The sequence below is a fragment of the Tardiphaga sp. vice154 genome, from assembly GCF_007018645.1.
Classification (GTDB): domain Bacteria; phylum Pseudomonadota; class Alphaproteobacteria; order Rhizobiales; family Xanthobacteraceae; genus Tardiphaga.
In genome coordinates, this window is sequence record NZ_CP041399.1 from 3526419 (window position 1) to 3547352 (window position 20934).

General features: G+C 64.3%; 21 protein-coding genes and 1 tRNA gene. 4 read left to right on the forward strand and 18 right to left on the reverse strand.

What is annotated here, in order from left to right:
* The 10 genes from FIU28_RS16480 to tuf form a co-directional block, all read right to left on the reverse strand.
* A complete protein-coding gene (locus tag FIU28_RS16480) occupies nucleotides 1-465 on the reverse strand; it encodes a (2Fe-2S)-binding protein (protein WP_143574301.1) in 465 nt (154 codons plus the stop codon).
* Nucleotides 466-640: 175 nt separating this feature from the next.
* The gene (locus FIU28_RS16485; RefSeq protein WP_143574302.1) at nucleotides 641-1591 is read right to left on the reverse strand and encodes a 2-hydroxyacid dehydrogenase; all 951 of its coding nucleotides are present in this window, start codon (nucleotides 1589-1591) and stop codon (nucleotides 641-643) included.
* 219 nt (nucleotides 1592-1810) lie between these two features.
* The gene (locus tag FIU28_RS16490) at nucleotides 1811-1993 is read right to left on the reverse strand and encodes a hypothetical protein (RefSeq protein ID WP_143574303.1); all 183 of its coding nucleotides are present in this window, start codon (nucleotides 1991-1993) and stop codon (nucleotides 1811-1813) included.
* A gap of 173 nt (nucleotides 1994-2166) precedes the next feature.
* Nucleotides 2167-2859, reverse strand: coding sequence for a 50S ribosomal protein L1 (gene rplA / locus FIU28_RS16495; RefSeq protein WP_143574304.1), 693 nt, complete (start codon nucleotides 2857-2859; stop codon nucleotides 2167-2169).
* Nucleotides 2860-2864: 5 nt separating this feature from the next.
* Nucleotides 2865-3293 carry a 50S ribosomal protein L11 gene (gene rplK, locus FIU28_RS16500; RefSeq protein WP_143574305.1) on the reverse strand — a complete coding sequence of 143 codons (429 nt, stop codon included), beginning with the start codon at nucleotides 3291-3293 and terminating at the stop codon, nucleotides 2865-2867.
* Nucleotides 3294-3447: 154 nt separating this feature from the next.
* Nucleotides 3448-3978 (reverse strand): transcription termination/antitermination protein NusG, encoded by a 531-nt coding sequence (gene nusG / locus FIU28_RS16505; protein ID WP_143574306.1) that lies wholly within the window; start codon nucleotides 3976-3978, stop codon nucleotides 3448-3450.
* A gap of 14 nt (nucleotides 3979-3992) precedes the next feature.
* Nucleotides 3993-4184, reverse strand: coding sequence for a preprotein translocase subunit SecE (gene secE, locus FIU28_RS16510; protein WP_143574307.1), 192 nt, complete (start codon nucleotides 4182-4184; stop codon nucleotides 3993-3995).
* 366 nt (nucleotides 4185-4550) lie between these two features.
* Nucleotides 4551-5726, reverse strand: a complete 1176-nt coding sequence (locus FIU28_RS16515; protein WP_143574308.1) for a zinc-dependent alcohol dehydrogenase — start codon at nucleotides 5724-5726, stop codon at nucleotides 4551-4553.
* Nucleotides 5727-5928: 202 nt separating this feature from the next.
* Nucleotides 5929-6004, reverse strand: a tRNA-Trp gene (locus FIU28_RS16520).
* Between the two features lie 244 nt (nucleotides 6005-6248).
* Nucleotides 6249-7439: an elongation factor Tu gene (gene tuf / locus FIU28_RS16525; protein ID WP_143574309.1), complete on the reverse strand. Its 1191-nt coding sequence runs from the start codon at nucleotides 7437-7439 to the stop codon at nucleotides 6249-6251.
* A 177-nt stretch (nucleotides 7440-7616) separates the two neighbouring features.
* Between tuf and FIU28_RS16530 the strand changes: the two genes are divergently transcribed.
* Nucleotides 7617-8849, forward strand: a complete 1233-nt coding sequence (locus FIU28_RS16530) for a serine hydrolase domain-containing protein (protein WP_143574310.1) — start codon at nucleotides 7617-7619, stop codon at nucleotides 8847-8849.
* 11 nt (nucleotides 8850-8860) lie between these two features.
* Here FIU28_RS16530 and FIU28_RS16535 read toward each other — a convergent pair whose 3' ends face one another.
* The gene (locus FIU28_RS16535) at nucleotides 8861-9598 is read right to left on the reverse strand and encodes a histidine phosphatase family protein (RefSeq protein ID WP_143574311.1); all 738 of its coding nucleotides are present in this window, start codon (nucleotides 9596-9598) and stop codon (nucleotides 8861-8863) included.
* Nucleotides 9599-9730: 132 nt separating this feature from the next.
* Between FIU28_RS16535 and FIU28_RS16540 the strand changes: the two genes are divergently transcribed.
* A complete protein-coding gene (locus FIU28_RS16540) occupies nucleotides 9731-10516 on the forward strand; it encodes an SDR family NAD(P)-dependent oxidoreductase (RefSeq protein WP_143574312.1) in 786 nt (261 codons plus the stop codon).
* 16 nt (nucleotides 10517-10532) lie between these two features.
* On the opposite strand, the gene FIU28_RS16545 is transcribed toward FIU28_RS16540, so the two are convergent.
* The 5 genes from FIU28_RS16545 to FIU28_RS16565 form a co-directional block, all read right to left on the reverse strand.
* Nucleotides 10533-11753: an MFS transporter gene (locus FIU28_RS16545; protein ID WP_143574313.1), complete on the reverse strand. Its 1221-nt coding sequence runs from the start codon at nucleotides 11751-11753 to the stop codon at nucleotides 10533-10535.
* 394 nt (nucleotides 11754-12147) lie between these two features.
* On the reverse strand, nucleotides 12148-13005 hold the full coding sequence (locus tag FIU28_RS16550) for a DMT family transporter (protein ID WP_246660703.1): 858 nt from the start codon (nucleotides 13003-13005) through the stop codon (nucleotides 12148-12150).
* Nucleotides 13006-13196: 191 nt separating this feature from the next.
* Nucleotides 13197-14108 carry a DMT family transporter gene (locus tag FIU28_RS16555; RefSeq protein ID WP_143574314.1) on the reverse strand — a complete coding sequence of 304 codons (912 nt, stop codon included), beginning with the start codon at nucleotides 14106-14108 and terminating at the stop codon, nucleotides 13197-13199.
* An 84-nt stretch (nucleotides 14109-14192) separates the two neighbouring features.
* Nucleotides 14193-15254 (reverse strand): phosphotransferase family protein, encoded by a 1062-nt coding sequence (locus FIU28_RS16560; RefSeq protein WP_143574315.1) that lies wholly within the window; start codon nucleotides 15252-15254, stop codon nucleotides 14193-14195.
* Between the two features lie 12 nt (nucleotides 15255-15266).
* Entirely contained in the window at nucleotides 15267-16529 is a 1263-nt protein-coding gene (locus tag FIU28_RS16565; protein WP_143574316.1) for an acyl-CoA dehydrogenase family protein, read from the reverse strand.
* A gap of 233 nt (nucleotides 16530-16762) precedes the next feature.
* Between FIU28_RS16565 and FIU28_RS16570 the strand changes: the two genes are divergently transcribed.
* Both FIU28_RS16570 and FIU28_RS16575 read left to right on the forward strand, forming a co-directional pair.
* Nucleotides 16763-17407 (forward strand): TetR/AcrR family transcriptional regulator, encoded by a 645-nt coding sequence (locus FIU28_RS16570; protein WP_143574317.1) that lies wholly within the window; start codon nucleotides 16763-16765, stop codon nucleotides 17405-17407.
* A gap of 55 nt (nucleotides 17408-17462) precedes the next feature.
* The gene (locus FIU28_RS16575; protein WP_143574318.1) at nucleotides 17463-18161 is read left to right on the forward strand and encodes a YkgJ family cysteine cluster protein; all 699 of its coding nucleotides are present in this window, start codon (nucleotides 17463-17465) and stop codon (nucleotides 18159-18161) included.
* Here FIU28_RS16575 and FIU28_RS16580 read toward each other — a convergent pair.
* Together FIU28_RS16580 and FIU28_RS16585 are read right to left on the reverse strand one after the other, a co-directional pair.
* Nucleotides 18158-19597: an NAD-dependent succinate-semialdehyde dehydrogenase gene (locus FIU28_RS16580; RefSeq protein ID WP_143574319.1), complete on the reverse strand. Its 1440-nt coding sequence runs from the start codon at nucleotides 19595-19597 to the stop codon at nucleotides 18158-18160. The genes FIU28_RS16575 and FIU28_RS16580 overlap by 4 nt on opposite strands.
* A 72-nt stretch (nucleotides 19598-19669) precedes the next feature.
* Nucleotides 19670-20878: an ABC transporter substrate-binding protein gene (locus FIU28_RS16585; RefSeq protein WP_168203088.1), complete on the reverse strand. Its 1209-nt coding sequence runs from the start codon at nucleotides 20876-20878 to the stop codon at nucleotides 19670-19672.
* Between the last annotated feature and the right edge of the window lie 56 nt (nucleotides 20879-20934).

Genomic DNA, 20934 nt, shown 5'->3' on the forward strand with positions numbered 1-20934 from the left:
TCAACCCTCCAGCGTCTTGGCAGCGCTGTGGATCGCAGCGCGGATACGGACATAGGTGGCGCAGCGGCAGATGTTGCCGTTCATCGCCAGGTCGATGTCATCGTCGGATGGCTTCGGGTTGAGGTTGAGCAAGGCTGCGGCGCTCATCACCTGGCCGGACTGGCAGTAGCCGCATTGTGGCACGTCGAGCGCCGCCCAGGCCGCCTGCACCGCCTTGGCCTCCTTGCTATCGAGGCCCTCGATGGTGGTGACCTCGCTGCTGCCTACCGCCGAGACCGGCAGCGAGCAGGATCGCATCGGCTGGCCGTCGACATAGACCGTGCAAGCGCCGCATTGCGCGACGCCGCAGCCATATTTGGTGCCCATCAGACCCGCGCCGTCGCGGATCGCCCAGAGCAGAGGTGTATTGGGGTCGACGTCGACCTGACGGGTCTGACCATTTATCTTGAGCGCGAACGCAGCCATCGCTGATGTCCTTGGTCGATCGAATGTACGCCTACATTCGATAGGTTCTAGATTGCCAAGGACCTCTACAACGGGATTGCGAATTCAGACACTCACATAGTTGTGTACCGATCGTTCACGAAAGTATCGCGTGCGGATCTTGCGGCGCGGACCATCTGGGCGCGTCGCGCCAAGATCACACCACGACCGGGTGTGGCAGCGGCTTGCCTGCATAATAAGCGGTGAGGTTGGCGATCACGCAGTCCTGCATGCTGACATGCGAATCCAGCGTGTGGCCGCCGATATGCGGCGTCAGCACCACGTTGGGCAGCGCGGTCAGCGCGTCCGGCGCGTGCGGCTCCTTCTCGAACACGTCAAGGCCGGCACCCGCGATCGTCTTGTCGGTCAGCGCCGCGACCAGCGCCGCCTGGTCGATCACCGAGCCGCGCGAGATGTTCACCACATAGCCGTTCGGGCCGAGCTTTTTCAGCATGTCGGCATCAATGATGTGCTGGGTGTCCGGCCCTGCGCGCACCGCCACCATCAGCACGTCGCACCATTCCACCAGCGCCTCGAGCGAGGCCATGTACCGGTACGGAACGTCGTGCTGGCTGCGGCTGAAATAGGCGACCTCGGTTTCGAACGCCGCGACGCGCGAGGCGATCTTGCGGCCGATCTCGCCCATGCCGTAGACGCCGACTTTCCGCCCGGGATTGCCGGGCAGCGGCGCCATCAGCGGCGATGGCTTCGCCGACGACCAGCCGCCCTCGCGCAGATAGTCGTCGGCCGGCAGGATGCGCCGCGTCGCCGCCAGCATCAGGGTCAGCGCGAGGTCGGCGACCGAGGCGGCATTGGCGCCGGGGCTGTTGCCGACCACGATGCCGCGTTCGCCGGCCGCCTTGAAGTCGACGCCGTCATAGCCGGTGCCGTAGCAGATGATCGCGCCGAGCGCGGGCAGCGAATCCATCACGTCGCCCCTCAGCGACTGGCCGCCGGCGGTGATCAACGCGCGGACGTCCTTCCGTTCGTCCGCCGAAAACATCTCGGCCGGCTTCTTGCCGGCGGCATCGATCAGGTCGAAGCGATCGCCGATCCGCTTCATCAAGGTCTTGGGGAACCGCGAATAGATCAGAACCTTGTCGGCCATCGAGCATTCCCTTGAATATCAAACAAGAGGGCGGAACCGGCTGTGCGATTCCGCCCCTCAGGGCCCTGCAGTGCCGAACACCGCAAGGCCGCCTGTACGTTCGATATGTCTAGGAGAGATCCGGCAGGAAAGCACCCCGCCCCGCGATCATGGCCGGGTGACGCCGGTGCTGGGCTCGCGGCGAGACGCGCCCGCCAAAAATCACAGAATCAATTGTCATCAATTGTCGGTGCGACCGTCGAGGGCGGTGGCGACGAGTTCGTCCTCCGGACGATCCCACAGCGCCTGGAGCATCCCGACACTGGCGCCGGGGAAGACAACGATTTCGCCGGCATCTTTAGCTGCCCGTCGGGCGCGCGCCGATCGCGGAGTATTCCTTACGAAGGTCAGAATGTCAGCCATGACACGGCTCCATTGCCCTGCCGGATGCGCCGGGCAAGGCGGCGCGTGGCGCAAGCTTGCGACCGCATGGTTAATGCAACGATAATTTCGCGGTCCGCACCTCCCCGGTCAAACGAAAGGGGCGGAACCGGTTGCCCGGTCCCGCCCCTTTGATAGTCAGCCTGGCTTAAGGCTTAGACGAGCACGGTGCTCGGCTCGACCTTGATGCCCGGACCCATGGTCGAGGACACCGCGACGCGCTGCACGTAAGTGCCCTTCGAGCCCGCGGGCTTCGCCTTGGCGACGGCATCGGCCAGCGCCTTGATGTTTTCGACCAGCTTCTCTTCCGAGAACGAGGCCTTGCCGATGCCGGCCTGCACGATGCCGGCCTTCTCGACGCGGAACTCGACCGAGCCGCCCTTGGCACCCTTGACCGCGCCGGTGACGTCCATCGTCACGGTGCCGATCTTCGGGTTCGGCATCATGCCGCGCGGACCGAGCACCTTACCAAGGCGACCGACCAGCGGCATCATGTCAGGGGTAGCAATACAGCGGTCGAAGTTGATTTCGCCATTCTGCACCTTCTCCACCAGGTCCTCGGCACCGACGACGTCGGCGCCAGCGGCACGGGCTTCGTCAGCCTTCGGCCCACGGGCGAACACGCCGACGCGCAGGGTGCGGCCGGTGCCATTCGGCAGCGAGACGACGCCACGAACCATCTGATCGGCGTGACGCGGATCGACGCCGAGATTCATCGACACTTCGATGGTCTCGTCGAACTTCGACTTCGCGCGTTCCTTGATCATCTTGATCGCTTCGGAGATCGTGTAGAGCTTCTCACGATCGATGCCCTCGCGGGCGGCCTTCAAACGTTTTCCAATTGCCATGATCGTTACCCCACCACCTCGACACCCATCGAACGGGCAGAGCCCTCAACCATGCTCATGGCTGACTCGATGCTGTCGCAATTGAGATCCTTCATCTTGGTTTCGGCGATCTCGCGCACCTGCGCTTTGGTCACCGAGCCCGCCTTGTCGCGGCCCGGCAGCTTGGAGCCGGACTTCAAATCGGCGGCCTTCTTGATGAAGAAGGACATCGGAGGGGTCTTCAGGGCGAAGGTGAACGAACGATCGGCGAAGATCGTGATCACCACCGGAATCGGGGTGCCCTTTTCGTCCTTCTGCGTCTGCGCGTTGAACGCCTTGCAGAATTCCATGATGTTGAGGCCGCGCTGACCGAGCGCGGGACCGATCGGGGGCGAAGGATTCGCCGCGCCGGCCGGCACCTGAAGCTTCAGGTATCCGGTCACTTTCTTTGCCATGTGTCACTCCTGTTGTGCCGGCGAAGGCCGGCGGTTGCAGGTCCCGTGGTTGGGTCGACGAGCGGCTGGCGACCGCCCTCTTCCTCCCACAGGTCTCATGCGAAGACGTGCTTCGCACTTTAGCTACGCGAGGCGAACCTCGCGCTTCGTCCGATCAGACCTTCTCGACCTGACCGAATTCCAGTTCGACCGGCGTGGCGCGACCGAAGATCGACACCGCCACCTTGACGCGCGAACGCGCCTCGTCGATTTCCTCGACCACACCGGAGAACGACGCGAACGGGCCATCGGCCACGCGGACGTTCTCGCCGATCTCGAACGACACCGACGCCTTCGGGCGCTCCACGCCTTCCTGCACCTGGTGCAGGATGCGCATCGCCTCGGGCTCCGAAATCGGCATCGGCTTGTTTTCCGCGCCGAGGAAGCCCGTGACCTTCGGGGTGTTCTTGATCAGGTGGAAGGCTTCGTCGGTGAGCTGCATCTTCACCAACACGTAACCGGGGAAGAACTTGCGCTCGGTGTCCATCTTGCGGCCGCGGCGCACTTCCGTGACCTTCTCGGTCGGCACCAGGATCTGCTCGAACAGGTCTTCCAGGCCGCGTTGCTTGGCCTGCTCCTTGATCGACTCCATGACCTTCTTTTCGAAGTTGGAGTAGGCGTGAACGATATACCAGCGCATGCTCATAATTCAGTTCCGAGTTAGTGAATGCCGAGCAAAAACGTCACGAGATAGCGGATGATCAGGTCCGCTGCGAAAAAGAAGATCGACGACAGCGCCACCATCACGAACACCATGATGGTCGTGATCATGGTTTCGCGCCGCGACGGCCAGGTGACCTTGTTGGTCTCCGTGCGCACTTCCTGCAGGAATTTGAACGGGCTGAACGCCATCGTTTACTGTCCGCATCCGTCGTGAGACGACTGTTAGGTTTCGGGAATCCAGACAGCCCTCTTGCGCCCGCACCCTATCTTCAGGATGGGGCACCAAGCGGGCCCGTATGTCTGGGGAAATCAAAGCCGCGTCGGAAGTCCGTAGAACGGGCCGACAGCGAGTGCGGCTTTGTAAGGCGACAACCGCAAAAGGTCAAGACAAGGGCAGATATGGCGACTGTCCCTGCCCCCGCGTGCCGCGAGATGGGCCCAATGAGCCGTTCCCGACCCATACCATGCCGTCGGCGTGACACGGGCCTGAACACCAAGAGGGCAGCGGATACCGCTGCCCTCCCGAATCGCGTCGCCCTGCACGGCTGATCCCGGTTACAGGCCGGGGCGCATCACCACCTTGATCACGCCGTCTTCCTTGTCCCGGAACTTGCGGTACATCTCCGGCGCGTCCTCGAGGCTGGCCTGGTCCGTGACGACGAAGCTCGGGTCGATATCGCCCTTGATGATCCGCTCGAGCAGCGGCTTGGTATAGGCCTGCACATGGGTCTGGCCGGTCTTGATGGTCAGGCCCTTGTTCATGGCCGCGCCGATCGGGATATTGTCGCCCATGCCGACATAGACGCCCGGAACCGAGACGGTACCGCCCTTGCGGCACGCCATGATCGCCTGGCGCAGCACATGGACGCGGTCGGTGGCCAGGAAGGTGGCCGCCTTGATCTTGTCCATCACCGCATCGATGGCGCCATGACCAGCCGCCTCGGCGCCGACGGCGTCGATGCAGCTGTCCGGGCCGCGCTTGTCGGTCAGGCGCATCAACTCGTCATGGACGTCGATCTGCGAGAAATCGATCGTCTCGGCACCGCCGGCACGCGCCATCGCCAGCCGCTCCGGGACCTCGTCGATGGCGATCACCCGGCCAGCGCCCAGCATGAAGGCCGAGCGGATGGCGAACTGACCGACCGGACCGCAGCCCCAGATCGCCACCGTGTCGCCGTCCTCGATCTGGGCGTTGACGGCGGCCATGTAGCCCGTCGGGAAGATGTCCGACAGGAACAGCGCCTGCTCGTCGGTGACGTTGTCCGGCACCTTGATCGGGCCGACATCGGCCATTGGCACGCGCAAAAACTCTGCCTGGCCGCCGGAATAGCCGCCGAGCATGTGGCTGAAGCCGAACAGGCCGGCCGGCGACTGGCCCATCGCTTTTTCGGCCATCTCGTGATTGGGATTGGTGCGGTCGCAGCAGGAAAACAGGCCCTTCCTGCAGAAGAAGCACTGGCCGCAGCTGATGGTGAACGGCACTACGACACGGTCGCCGATCTTGAGATTGGTGACCTCCGAGCCCAGCTCGATCACTTCGCCCATGTTTTCATGGCCGAGAATGTCACCCTCTTCCATGGTCGGCTGATAGCCGTCGAGCAGATGCAGATCCGAGCCGCAGATCGCGCAGGCGGTGATCTTGATGATGGCATCACGGGGGTGTTGAATTTTCGGATCCGGAACCGTATCGACCCGGACATCGCCTTTTCCGTGCCAGCAAAGCGCGCGCATGAATTCTCTCCATTAAATGATGCGCGGCCAACAACCAATCGTGGAACGCGTTCCACGCGCCGGTAGCTTTCTGATGGATGCGGCGTCGCGCACGGAAACGCAGCCGCCGGCGTCACGGATATCGGAGATAATCGGGAAAGGCAGCACGCCGGTCAGCCGCGAAGGCCGGATCGGAACGGGGTCCAGGGACCGGACCATGAAATGGCAGGGGCGGTAGGGCTCGAACCTACGACAACCGGTTTTGGAGACCGGTACTCTACCAACTGAGCTACACCCCTAAGCAAACGGCATCGCTGCCGTTTCGCGCCGTTTGAAGCATAGACCGCGCCTGATTTGCAAGAGGCAAGGCGGCCAAAACGCAAATGGCGGGCGACGAACCAGGGCATCTGCCCGATTCGTCGCCCGCCATCCGGTAATCGTCTTATTCGATGATCGACGCCACCACGCCTGCACCGCAGCCAAGTGCGGTAGGCCGCACTTGGGAATCTTTAATTCGGTTGGAGCTTTCGGAGTGTCCGTCGATCATTCAATGATCGACGCGACCACTCCGGCTCCAACCGTGCGACCGCCTTCACGGATGGCGAAGCGCAGCTTCTCTTCCATCGCGATCGGCACGATCAGGTGCACTTCCATCGCGATGTTGTCGCCCGGCATCACCATTTCGGTACCTTCCGGCAGATGGACCACACCGGTCACGTCGGTGGTGCGGAAGTAGAACTGCGGACGGTAGTTGGTGAAGAACGGGGTGTGGCGACCGCCCTCTTCCTTGGTCAGGATGTAGGCCTCGGCCTTGAACTTGGTGTGCGGCTTCACCGAACCCGGCTTGCACAGCACCTGGCCGCGCTCGACTTCCTCACGCTTGGTGCCGCGCAGCAGCGCGCCGATATTGTCGCCGGCCTGACCCTGGTCGAGCAGCTTGCGGAACATTTCCACGCCGGTGCAGATCGTCTTCTGGGTGTCGCGGATACCGACGATTTCGATTTCCTCGCCGACCTTGACGATGCCGCGCTCGACGCGGCCGGTGACGACGGTGCCACGGCCCGAGATCGAGAACACGTCTTCGACCGGCATCAGGAACGGCTGGTCGATCGGGCGTTCCGGCTGCGGGATGTAGGCGTCAACCGCCTTCATCAGCTCGAGGATTGCGTCATGACCGAGCTTCTGGTCCGAGTTCTCGAGAGCGGCGAGCGCCGAACCCTTAATGATCGGAATGTCGTCGCCCGGGAAGTCGTACTTGGAGAGAAGTTCGCGAACTTCCATTTCCACCAGTTCGAGCAGTTCCGGATCGTCGACCATGTCGCACTTGTTGAGGAACACGACCAGCGCGGGCACGCCGACCTGGCGGGCCAGCAGGATGTGCTCGCGGGTCTGCGGCATCGGGCCGTCGGCGGCGGAGACGACGAGAATGCCGCCGTCCATCTGAGCCGCACCGGTGATCATGTTCTTCACATAGTCGGCATGGCCGGGGCAATCGACGTGCGCATAGTGGCGGTTGGCGGTCTCGTACTCGACGTGGGCGGTCGAGATCGTGATGCCGCGGGCCTTTTCTTCCGGCGCCTTGTCGATCTGGTCATACGCCGTGAACGTCGCGCCACCGGACTCAGCGAGCACCTTGGTGATCGCCGCGGTCAGCGAGGTCTTGCCGTGGTCGACGTGACCGATGGTGCCGATGTTGCAATGCGGCTTGTTACGTTCGAATTTTGCCTTGGCCATGATCCACCTTAGTTACGCCGCGCCCGTGCGCAGCACCGAACCGGCGGCTGGTTACAAGGGAAAACGGCCCTGTTCAAGTGCGAACTTGGCTGCCATTCTCGCCCGAGCATGCCGGTGAAGCCCCCTATGTAGGCCGGCCAAGGACAAGATCAATCACCGGGGAACGGGAGACGAAACATGACAGTTCAAAGTGCGCGCCAGGCCCCTGCGCAGACCCCTGCCCCGCGGACGCCGGCACTGCCGATGGCCGCCCCGCAGACGATCGGCCTGTCCCCTGCCCGCCTGGACGCCATGTCGGACGCCTTCCGCCGCGAGATCGACAAGGGAACCGCGCCCGGCGTCACCATGCTGGTCGGCCGCCGCGGAAAGGTCGGCTATTTCGAGAGCTTTGGCCGGCAGGCGCCGGAGGCGGACACGCCGATGGCCCGGGACAGCCTGTTCCGGATCTTCTCGATGACCAAGCCGATCGTCTCGCTGGGCATCCTCATGCTGGTCGAGGATGGCCATCTGCTGCTCAGCGATCCCCTGGCGAAATTCATCCCGGAGTTCGCCGATACCCGCGTCGGGGTCGAGTGCCACGGCCAGCTGGAACTGGCGCTGCTGCAGCGCCCGATCACCATCCAGGACCTGCTGCGGCACACCTCCGGCCTGACCTATGAGATCACCGGCAACGGCATGGTGCAGCGGATGTACCAGAAGTCGCGGCTGCGCGACCGCAGCCTCACCAACGCCGAACACGCCGCAATCGTCGCCGGCCTGCCGCTGATCTGCCAGCCCGGAGCGGAATGGAATTACAGCCGCTCCACCGACATTCTTGGCCGCGTCGTCGAGGTCGTCGCCGGCCAGACGCTGGGCGCGTTCCTGACCGAACGCATCCTCGCGCCGCTGCAGATGGCCGAGACCGGCTTTCACGCCGCGGCAGAGCATGCCGGACGGCTGGCCCAGCCATTCGATAAGGATCCCTGGACCGGCGACAAGGTCGCGCTGTTCGATCCGCTGGAGATTCCCAAGATGAAATCCGGCGGCGGCGGGCTGGTCTCGACGACGATGGACTATGCGCGGTTCTGCCAGATGCTGCTCAATGGCGGCACGCTGGACGGCACCCGCCTGATCGGCCGCAAGACACTGGCCTTCATGGCATCGAACCATCTCGCCGCGGGCGTCAAGGCCGACAGCCCGCTGCTGCCGCCCGGCCATGGCTTCGGCCTCGGCTTTGCAGTACGCACCGACGAAGGCCTGGCGCCGTTCGCGGGATCGAAGGGCCAGTTCTTCTGGAGCGGCGTGGCCGGCACGTTCTTCTGGATTGATCCTGTCGAGGACCTGTTCGCCGTGTTCATGTCGCAGGGCCCGGGCCAGCGCGAATATTTCCGCACGCTGATCCGCGGCCTGGTCTACGCGGCGGTGGAGTAGCGCCGCCGGTATCACGCCAGCTTGGTCGGCACCACTTCCGGCCCGGCCGGCTGATGCATCGCAGCGTGCGAGGCGTCCGCGATCCACGGCTGCTGGTTGACCATCGGAATCCGCCAGCCGGCATGGCCGTCGCTGGCAAGATGGTCGAGCCGCGTCACCGAGCAATTGTCGATGGTGAAGGCGAGGCCGCGGTCGGGCTGGTCGTTGAGCGCCAGGCCGATCGCGGCCTTGATGGTGCCGCCATGCGCGACTGCGACGATGTCCTGCCCGGCATGGCTGATATTGATGCGCTCGATGGCGCGACGCACGCGGGTGTACAGATCCATGAAACTCTCGCCGTTCGGCGACGGCTCATCGATCGGCGCGAACCAGTAGCTGCCGACCGCGATCGGACGGCTGGCGAAGAACGCCGCGCGGTTCATGCCCTGCCAGTCGCCGAGATGCTGTTCGGCCAGATCCGGCTCCTGCAGCATGGTATCCGGCTTAGGAAACCCGGCGGCCCAGATCGCATCCGCGGTCTGGTGCGTGCGTTTCAAATTGCTGGCAAACCACGCCGCCTGGCGCGGCAGGATGCGGCTCACTGCATTGAAGACAACGCGATCGCTGCAATCGCAGTCCATGTCCTTCTGGCCGTAGATGTTGCCGCCGTCGCTGCGCACCGGCGCGTGGCGCACCCACCACCACCTGGTCGCGACGACGCCTTGGGGAACGCTGTGCTGCGCGACGAATGGCTTCTCGGCGTTGGACATCGCAATCCCTCTTCAATACTGTTTCAACCGCTGTACGTCAGTGCGCGCAACGTCTCAAGCCTCTTCAAGATGCATGCGAATTGCGAATTCCACGCGGCGGCACGCCGACAAGAACAACACAGGGAGCAACCCATGGGCCGCCTCGAAGGCAAATCCGTCGTGATCACCGGCGCCGGCAGTGGCATCGGCCGCGCCGCAGCGCTCTTGTTCGCCAAAGAAGGCGCGAGACTGATCGTGGTCGATCGCAGCGACTCTGTGCAGGAGACCGCGACGCTGGTCCGCGATGCCGGCGGCACCATCGAAGCCGTGACGGCCGACGCCGGTTCCGAGAGCGACGTGCAGGCCTTCATCGCCAAGGCGGTTTCCACCTATGGAAGGCTGGACGCGATCTGGGCCAACGCCGGCATCTCCGGCGGGCTGGTGCCGCTGGCGGACCAGACCGTGGAGCAGTGGCAGGAGATCCTGCGCATCAATCTGATCGGGCCGTTCCTCGCGATCAAATATGCGATGCCGCATATGGTGGCGCAGCACTACGGCTCGATCGTCTGCACCGCCTCCGTCGCGGGCCTGAAGTCCGGCGCGTCGGGACACCCCTATGCCGCGAGCAAGGCCGGCGTGATCAGCCTGGTGCAGACCACCGCTTATTCGCTGTCTGGCACCGGCGTACGGATTAATGCGGTGTGCCCCGGACTGATCGAAACCGGCATGACCAGGCCGATTTTCGACAATGCGAAAGACCGCGGCACCGAGAGCAAGATCGGCCAGCTCAATCCGTTGAAGCGCGCCGGCCAGCCGCATGAACTCGCCGCGATGGGATTGTTCCTGGCGAGTGACGACGCCTCCTACGTCAACGGCCAGGCAATCCCGGTCGATGGCGGGCTGACGGCGTCGATGCCGTATTCGGGGAAACCGATCTGACGGCTCCGGCGAGCCGTCAGGCCATGCGCCTGACGATCGCGGGTTTCAGCAAAAGTCCGAGCGCCGAGGCGACCTGGATAACGACGCCGATGAAGATCGGCGTGGTGTAGCCGCCGCTCAGGTCGCGCAACAGGCCCATCGCCGCGGGCCCGCAGGCGTTAATGACGCCGGCGACGCCCATCGACAGGCCCAGCACGACACTGAACGCGCCCGGCGCAAACTCGCGTTGGACGATCAGCGCCGGCAGCGTGATCAGGTTGCCGATCGAGAAGCCGAACACGGCGCAGGCAACCAGCAGCGCGCTGTCGTCGCTGGATTGTCCGATCACCGCCAGCGCGGCGGACTGGCTCAATATCGACAACACGGCGACGCGCCGCGGGTCGGTCCGATCGGCGAATAGACCGAGGCCAATTCGCCCGGCGAGCGACATCGCCGTGGTCAGCGACACCGCGACGCCTGCGCGTTGAAACCCGATCGATGGAATCAGGATGGCGATCTGATGCACGATGAAAGCGACCTGCACGAACAGCGCCAATGCAAAAGGTGCGGTCAGCGACCAGAAGGCCGCGTCCTGCAGCAGGCTCCAGCGCGACAACGTCGCCGATGTCGGGTTAGTACTTGCCACCAGCCGTTCTGCCGCTCGCGGAAACCGAACGATGGTCGCCACGACAGGTATCAGCACGATCAGCGTTGCAGCGGCCGCCAGCCAGAGCGCTTGCTGAAATCCGATCGATCCAACCAGCAGTACCAGCCCCGGCGCAAGCACGATGCCGCTGCAAGTCGCGCCCGAATAGGTCAGACTGATCGCAAGGCCGCGCTTGCGGTCGAACCATGCGCCGACAATAGCAGCGGCCGTGACGGCTCCCAGACCGACCCAGGCCAATGCCAGCACCGAGAAGCCGATATATAGCTGAAGGACCGAAGTCGCCGATCCAAGTAGCGCCAAGCCGGTTGCGAGCGCGGCGACACCGGCCAGGACCAACGAGCGCGGCCCCAGCCATCGCAGCAGATCGCTGACGAACATCGACAGCAGCGAGCCCAGCACCAGGGAGAGCGTCGTGCCGCTCGCGATCAGCCCGGTCGGCCAATCGTTGAGGCGGCGCAATTCGGTGACGTAGATCCCGTGACCGTATAGGCCGAAACCGAAGATGGACAGTTCGACCAGGAACAAGGCGGCGACGATGCGCCAGCCGAAATATCGCGGCGATTGCTCATCGGACGAGATTGAATCACGCATGTAGTCGCGCTCCCCGTGCCCGCATCGTCGCGTTCTTTAGCCCATCAATTTTCTATTTTAGATTGCAGTAAAGCACCACCGTCCGTAGCAGGCATTGCGGTCAACAAACAAAACAGGTCGTTACAATCCGTCATAGAATTCGCTGAGACCGGCGGGCTGACGGCGTCGATGCCGTATTCGGGGAAACCGATTTAGCTCGTGCTTTCTTCTCCCTCCCCCTTGCGGGGAGGGTGGCCGCGCGAAGCGCGGTCGGGTGGGGGTAGCCACAAACTCCTTCGCCTGTGGCACCCCCACCCCGGCCTCCACTTCCGCCGATGCTGTCGCATCGACGTCGTTCGGCCGACCCTCCCCGCAAGGGGGAGGGAGGCCATCACCGCCGTCGAGTCAGATTAAGTTACACCGCATCCGTCGCCGCGGCCGTCGTGGCCAGCAGGCGGTTGCGGATGCGCTCGCGGTGGAAGGCGTAGATGCCGGACAGCACGATGATCGTGGAACCGATCAGCATCGCGTTGTCCGGCACTTCGGCAAAGACGAGATAGCCGAACAGCATCGCATACAGCATCTGCGAGTAGCGGAACGGCGCCACGGCGGAGATCTCGCCGGCGCGCAGCGCCAGGATCGCGCATTGATAGCCGATCAGCGTCGTCACGGCCGCCAGCGCCAAGAGAGCCGTCGACGCAAGCGACGGTTCACGCCAGCCGCCGAGCGGGAACACCAGAACGGCGCCGGCCGCGGTCACCGCGATGGTGGTCAGAAAGATGATGAACAGCGTCGGAATTTCCGGCGGGATGCGCTTGGTGACGAGCTCGCGCATGACATAGAACGCCACTGAAACCACCGCCAGCAGACTGTACAGGTTGAAGCCATCTGCGCCCGGCCGCACGATGATCAGCACACCGATAAAGCCCGCGGCGATCGCCAACCAGCGGCGCCAGCCCACCGGCTCGCCGAGCAGCAGCACGGCGCCGAGCGTCATCGCCAGCGGCAGCGACTGCACGATCGCGGTGACGTTTCCCAACGGCAGATAGGAAATCGCCGCGAGGAACAGGCCCGAGCCGCCGATCTCGCCGCAAACCCGCAGCGTCACGGCGGGCACGAACAGCGTTCGCAGCGGGCGCAGCGCGCCCCGGTGCGTGGCCAGGGCGCCGATCAGGATGCAGGCGAACAACCCGCGCAGCAGCATCACCTGGCCGAAATTCATCTGCGTGGTGAGATATTTGGCGACGGCATCATTGACGCTGAAGCCGGCCATGCGATCGCCATCAGCAGGCTTCCGCGCAGATTGGGAGAGAGCGGCAAGGCGAATTCCGGGCGGGTCAGAAACAGCCGCAAAAGTGTGCGGCGCAACACGCTCTCTTAACCGCACGGCAGTGAAGGTCAAGCAACAGGCAACGTCATTTAGTGCCTGAATCGCATGCGGCATCCACCCGTTGCGGGAAGCGGCTAAAGCCCGTCAGGCGGCAGCGCGGCGGCGTTGGTCGCCTGCAGCCGGTTGCGGACGTGTTCGCGGTGGAAGGCGTAGAGGCCGGACAAGACGATGACCGACGCACCGAGGATCATCATGGCGTCCGGCACGTCGCCGAATACGAGATAGCCGAGCAGCATCGCCCATAGCAGCTGGAAGTAGCGAAACGGCGCCACCGCGGAAATGTCGCCGGCGCGCAGCGCGAGGATCACGCACTGGTAGCCGATCAGCACCAGCACCGCAGCGAGCACCAGCAGGCCCAGTGCGGACGACGACGGCGGCGACCAGCCGCCGAGCGGGACCACGAGGATGCCACCGACGGTGGTCACCACCAAAGTGGTGAGGAAGGTCACGAACAGAGCGGGTATTTCCGCCGGGATGCGCTTGGTGGCGAGATCACGCACCGAGCAGAACGCCACCGAGACCAGCGCCAGAACCGAAAACTGGTTGAAGCCCTCGACGCCCGGCCGCACGATGATGAGTACGCCGACAAAGCCCGCCGCGATCGCCATCCAGCGCCGCCAGCCGACCCGTTCGCCGAAGAACAAGGCGGCGCCCATCGTGATCGCCAGCGGCAGCGACTGGAAGATCGCCGACGTATTGGCGAGCGGCAGATGCGTGATCGAGGCCAGGAACGTGGTGGTGCCGCCGATCTCGCCGAACACCCGCAACGCGACGGATCGCTTGAGCAGGATGCGCCACGGCCGCAGCGCGCCCTGATGATAGGCGAGCGCGCCGATCAGCGCACAGGCGAACACCCCGCGGAGCAGCATGACCTGGCCGAAATTCATCTGCAGCGAGAGAAATTTGGTCAGCGCGTCATTGAGACTGAAGCCGGCCATTGCCGCCGTCATCAGCACGGCGCCGCGGATGTTGGGAGAAAGAGCCAAGATGTTTCCAGGTCGTCGCCGGCAGCGGCTGCAGGGTGGGCAAAGGCGCCCTTGCGCCTTGCCCACCCTGCATTCAACTTGTTATTATTTCGCGCCGGCCTTCTGCGCGTAGTCCCACGACGCCTTGGCGAGCGGCACGGTGCGCTTGACCGATTCCATCGCCTTGGCCGAGGACGCGGTGCCATCGCGGATGCGGCCGGCGATCCCCTGCAGAATGCCCGCGAGACGGAACAGGTTGTAGGAGTAGTACCAGTTCAGGTCCGGCACGCTGGAGCGACCGGTCGCGCGGCAATAGATCTCGGCAGCCTCTTCCATCGTCGGGATGTTGAGCTCCTTGAGATCGAGGCCGGCGAGGCCGGGCATGGTCCACTGCATCAGAAGATAGGTGAAGTCGGCCATCGGATCGCCCAGCGTCGACAGCTCCCAGTCCAAGACCGCCTGCACCTTCGGCTGCGTGGCATGGAACACCATGTTGTCGATGCGGTAGTCGCCATGCACCACCGACACCCGCTCCTGCTGCGGCACCGAGGTCGGCAGCCATTCCATCAGCCGGTCCATCTCCGGGATCGACTGCGTCTCGGACGCCTTGTACTGCTTCGTCCAGCGATCGACCTGCCTTGCAAAGTAGTTGCCGGGCTTGCCGTAGTCGCCGAGCCCGATCTGGTCAGGCTCGTACATATGCAGCTTCGCCAGTGTCTCGATCTTGTCGGTGAAGATCGGCCGGCGTTCTTCCTTGGGCAATTGCGGCAGCGCCGGATCCCAGAAGATGCGACCGTCTTCCATCGACATTACGTAGAACGCCGAGCCGATCACGCCGTCATCCATGCACAGCGCGTAAGCCTTGGCCACCGGAAAGCCCTGCTTGCCCAATGCTGCGATCACCTTGAACTCGCGATCGACGGCGTGGGCGGACGGCAGCAGCTTGCCGAACGGCTTGCGACGCATGACGTAGGAGCGACCCGGCGTGTTCAGCCGGTAGGTCGGGTTCGACTGACCGCCCTTGAATTGCAGGACGGTCAGCGGACCCTGGTAACCCTCGACGTGTTCCTGCAGGAAGCCGTCGAGGCGCAGCTCATCGATGCGATGCCGCTCCTCGACCGGCTTGGTGCCGGAATAATCGTCGTCGTTGCGCACGTTTTCAGTCACGCCGAACCCCCGTCAGTGCCGGCCGGCCATGGTCTCGACCGAGACGTCCGGCGCATTGGCATATTTGCGCAGCTCGAGCCGCGCAATGGCGCGGTTGTGGACTTCGTCCGGACCGTCTGCAAGCCGCATGGTGCGCATCGAGGCGTAGTCGCGGGCGAGCCCGGCATCGTCGGAGACGCCGGCGGCACCATAGGCCTGGATCGCGTTGTCGATGATCTTCAGCGCCATATTCGGGCCGGACACCTTGATCATCGCGATCTCGAGCTGCGCGGTCTTGTTGCCGACCTTGTCCATCATGTCGGCGGCCTTCAGGCACAGCAGGCGGTTCATCTCGATGTCGGTGCGGGCTTCCGCGATGCGCTGCTCCCAGACCGAGAATTCGATGATCTTGCGGCCGAACGCGGTGCGCGACGACAGCCGCTTGACCATTTTCTCCAGCGCCTCCTCGGCCTTGCCGATGGTCCGCATGCAGTGATGGATGCGGCCGGGGCCGAGGCGGCCCTGCGCGATCTCGAAGCCGCGGCCTTCGCCGAGCAGGATGTTGCTAACGGGCACACGGACATTGTCCAGTTTGACCCGCGCATGGCCATGCGGTGCGTCGTCGAAGCCGAACACCGGCAGCATCTTCTCGATGGTCACGCCCTTGGTATCGACCGGCACCAGAATCTGCGACTGCGCCTGATGCTTCGGCGCCGACGGATCGGTCTTGCCCATCACGATCATGATCTTGCAGCGCGGATCGCCCATGCCCGACGACCACCACTTGGTGCCGTTGATGACGTATTCGTCGCCGTCGCGGACGATCGAGGTTTCAATGTTGGTCGCGTCCGACGACGCCACGTCCGGCTCGGTCATCAGGAAGGCCGAGCGGATCTCACCGTTCATCAACGGCTTCAGCCACTTCTGCTTATGCTCTTTCGAGCCGTAGCGCATAAACACTTCCATGTTGCCGGTGTCCGGCGCGGAACAGTTGAACACTTCGGAGGCCCAGCCGATGTGGCCCATCTGTTCGGCGAGCAGCGCGTATTCCAGATTGCTCAGTCCCGCGCCGTGGAATTCCTCGTCCTCATGCGACGATGGCGGCATGAACATGTTCCACAGCCCCTCGGCCTTCGCCTTGGCCTTCAGCTCCTCGACGATCGGGATCACCTTCCAGCGCTCGCCTTCGGCGTCCTGCTGCTTGTAGACCGGCACGGCCGGGCGCACGTGCTTGTCCATGAACGAGGAAACACGATCGAGCCATTCGCGCTGGCGATTCGAGAGATTGAAATCCATGGGGCGTTCCTCATCTTTTTTCGAACGAATTTGGCGGCACTGTTGTCCGGTCGGTGAAGGTCCGCAAGCGTTTTTGTTGTTATTGCAGTTGCGAGCAGGACCGACACTGACATGACCGCGACGCTTCCAGCTGCCCGCAGGCAATTGACATTCGCGGCTGGTCAAACGATAGTTTCATACAAGCGTTTGAATTGCAATCTCCCCGTCCCGCGCCCGGCGCATAGGGCCCACTCATGGCGGCAGACCACACAAGAACGGCGATCCTTTCCGCGGCTGAGCAACTTTATGCCGCCCGCGGCTTCGCGGATGTGACGATGCGTGACATCGTCGCCGCGGCGTCCGTCAACCTTGCCGCGGTGAACTATCATTTCGGCTCGAAGGACGAACTGATCGCCGAACTGTTCGTGTCCCGCGGTCTGGTCACCAACCGCGAGCGGCTCAACGAGCTGAAGGCTGCGGAGGAAGCGGGGAAGGGCCGCGCCGAGCTTGCGGCGATCTTCACCGCTCTGGTCGGCCCAACGCTGCGCGGCTGCCTCGGCCCGGAGAAGCAGCGTTCGGACGCCGCGCGCTTCATGATCCGCGCCTCGATCGAGGCGGTTCCGCCGATCCGCAAGATCAAGAACCGTGAGGTCGATCACCTCCGGCGTTTTGCGGCGGCGATGCGCCGCACCCTGCCCGACCATGAGGACGCCGACATCTACTGGGGCATCCATTTCGCGCTGGCGATGGCGCACCAGACCATCCGCGACAGCGAGCGGCTGGCCAAGATGTCCGACGGCGCCTGCGATCTCCATGATGTCGCGGGGATCATCGCCCGGATCGTCGGTGTGTCGGTGCTGGCGCTGGGCGGGCCAAGCCGCGGGCGTGAGCGCAGATAGTCCGTGACGAACGGGCCCGGCCAGCCTATTGCGGGTTCGCAACCGGACGCATCGCATGGATTCGCAGCAGGCAAGCCGCCATGTCGCGGCGGAGATCGAAGACGTCGGCAATTTGATGCGCTCGCTCGCCGGGCGCTATGAGGGGATTTTCTCCGGGCTGGCGGCGACGCTTCGGGAAACGCTGGCCCAATCCGGCACCATGGCCGAGGCCGCGCGCGACGCGACCGCGATCGCCGAGGCCGCCGCATCAAGCTTCCGCGACCATATCTCCAACCAGCCGGCCATGGCTTGCGCCAGCGGCTGCAGCCCGTGCTGCCACCTCTACGTCCAGCTGCCGCCCGGCAGCGCCGCGCTGATCGCCGACCATATTGCCGCGACCTTCCCGCCGGCCGCGCGCGCCGCGCTGCTGGCACGGCTGGCGGAGGCCGCCGCCGCCCTGCGCGACGCGCCGGAACCCAGCCGGCTACGGCTGCGCTGCGCGCTACTTGGCAACGACGATCGCTGCACGGTCTACGAGGTGCGCCCGCTATCCTGCCGCGCCTTCACCTCGAAATCGCTGCCGCGCTGCCAGCAGGTGGTGTTCGGCGACGCCCCGGGCGGCGTCGAGCAGAACGCCGGCCATTTCCGCATTCACACAGAGGCGACCTTCGCGCTCGAACAGGCGGCGAAGGATCGCGGGCTGCCGGCGGAGCAGAAGGGGCTGGTGGCGGCGCTGCTGGAGGAGATGCAGAAACGGAACAGCGACGCCGATTAGCCGGAAAACTGGCTGACATATTTGGTCGTCTGGAATTCCTGCAGGCCTTCGACACCGCCCTCCGAACCCACGCCGCTGTCCTTGTAGCCGCCGAACGGCGTTTCGGGCAGCGAGGCCTGCCAGTGGTTGATGATGACGTTGCCGCTCTGGATCGCCTCGGCCATGACGGACGAATTCCGCATGTCATTGGTCATGACGTAGGACGCCAGACCGAAGGGCAGCCGGTTCGACAGTCGGATCGCGTCCTCGACGGTCCGGAACGGCGCCGTGACCGCCAGCGGGCCGAACGGCTCGACGTTCGAGGCCATGCAATCATCGTCGACATTCGTCAGCACCGTCGGCCGATAAAAGAAGCCCTGATTGCCGCAGCGCTCGCCGCCGGCGGTCACGGCAATGGAACGCGCGCGCGCATCGTCCACAAACCGCTCCATCGATTCGACGCGCCGCGCATTGGCGAGCGGGCCCATCTTTGTCGTTGCTGCAAAGCCGTCGCCCACGGTGATCTTGTCTGCCAGCTCCGACAAACTGGCTGCGAAGCGATCGTGGATCGACTCGTGCACGAAGAACCGCGTCGGCGAGGTGCAGACCTGCCCGGAATTGCGAAACTTGGCGGCTACGGCCGACAAGGCCGCCGCCTCCGGATCGACATCGCCGAAGATCACCACCGGCGCGTGGCCGCCGAGTTCGAGCGTCATACGCTTCATGGTCTGCACGGCCAGCGCGCCGAGTTGCTTGCCGATCTGCGTCGAGCCGGTGACGGAGATGCCGCGAACGATGCTGGAGCCGACCAGTCTCGCGGAGATCATCGCGGGATCGCCGAACACGACGTTGAGCGCGCCCTCCGGTAGGCCAGCCTCCTGCAAGGCGCCGGCGATCGCCAGCGTCGTTGCCGGAGTTTCTTCCGACGGCTTGATGATGACGGAGCAGCCGGCGGCCAGCGCGCTGGAGATCTTTCGAGCGGGCGTGATCGCCGGCGCGTTCCACGGCGCGAAGGCTGCGATCGGACCGAGCGGTTCGCGAACCGCGATCTGCCGGATGTTCGAGCTGCGCGACGGGATCACGCGGCCATAGGCGCGGCGGCCCTCCTCTGCATTCCAGTTGAAGATCGCCGCCGCCGTCTCGACCTCGACGCGCGATTCCGCGATCGGCTTGCCGAGTTCGAGCGTGATCAGGCTCGCAATATTTTCGGCGCGCTCCAGCAGCAGCGCCGCGGCGCGCTGCAGGATTCGGCCCCGCTCGACCGGCGAGGTCTTGCGCCAGACCTCGTGGCCGCGCGCCGACGATGCCAGCGCAAGGTCGAGATCAGCGCCGGTGACATGCGGCAATTCTCCGAGCACGGCGCCGGTCGATGGATTGAGCACAGGCTCGGTGGCGCGACCGGCGCCGTCGCACCATCGGCCGTCGATCAGCAGCTTCAGCGCAGGATAATCGGCCATCTTCGTCTCCAGAAAGAAACGGGCACGGCGAATGCCGTGCCCGAGTTGGAAGGTCGCTTCGTATGCCGGCTCTTATTTGGCCACGCTGACCAGCGGGCAGTTGCCGTCCTTGATGGGACGGAACGCCTTGTCGCCGGGAACGGTGGCGAGGGTCTTGTAGTAGTCCCACGGATATTTGGACTCGGAGGGCTCCTTGACCTGCAGCAGGTACATGTCGCGGATCACCCGGCCGTCTTCGCGGATCGAGGCGTTGGTGGTGTAGAAGTCGTTGATCGGCGTCTTCTTCATTTCCGGCACGACGACCGATCCGGCATCGCTCTTGCTGGCATCGACCGCCTTCAGATAGTGCGTGACCGCGCCGTAGACGGCGGCCTGCAGGCTGCCCGGCGCCTTGCCGCCGAACCGGGCCATGAAGCGCTTGCTCCATTCGCGGGTCTTGTCATTGGCGTCCCAATAGAAGCTGTCGGCGAAGATAAGGCCCTTGGCGCTGGCGAGGCCGAGCGCATGAATGTCCGGCAGGTTGACCAGCAGTGCCGCGATGCTCTGGCCGCCCGCCGTGATGCCAAACTCGTTGGCCTGCTTCATCGCGGTCATCATGTCGGAGCCGGCATTGGCGAGGCCGATAACCTGCGCCTTGGAGGCCTGCGCCTGCAGAAGGAACGACGAGAAGTCCGACGAATTCAGCGGGTGCTTGGCGGAGCCGAGCACGGTGCCACCATTGGCCGTGACCACCTTGGCGGCTTCGGCTTCCAGCGCCTGGCCGAACGAATAGTCCGCGGTCAGGAAGTACCAGGACTTCAGGCCCTTCTGCACCAGCGGCGCGGTGGCGACATTGGCGAGCGCATAATTGTCGTAGGCCCAGTGGATGCCGACCGGCGAGCAGGCCTTGCCGGTCAGATCCGGCGTGCCGGGCCCCGTGGCCAGAAACACCTTGTCCTTGTCGCGCGACAGCTGCTGCACGGCGAGCGCCACGCCGGACGACACGACCTCGGTGATGGTATCGACGCCTTCGGTATCGTACCACTTCCGCGCTAGCGCGAGACCGATGTCGGCCTTGTTCTGGTGATCGGCCGAAACCAGCTCGACCGGCATGCCCGCGGCCTTGCCGCCGAAGTCTTCAACAGCCATTCTGGCAGCCAGCACGGAGCCGGCGCCGACATTGTCGGCATAGGGGCCGGACATGTCGGTCAGCACGCCGATCTTGACGGTGCCATTGGAGATCTCGGCCGACGCCGAGGTAATGAATGACATGACCGCAACGGTCGCCAGCAATTTCTGCAATTTCACGTTTCGCTCCCAGTGTTGTTTTTGTGTCGATGCGTGTTGAACCGGTTCGC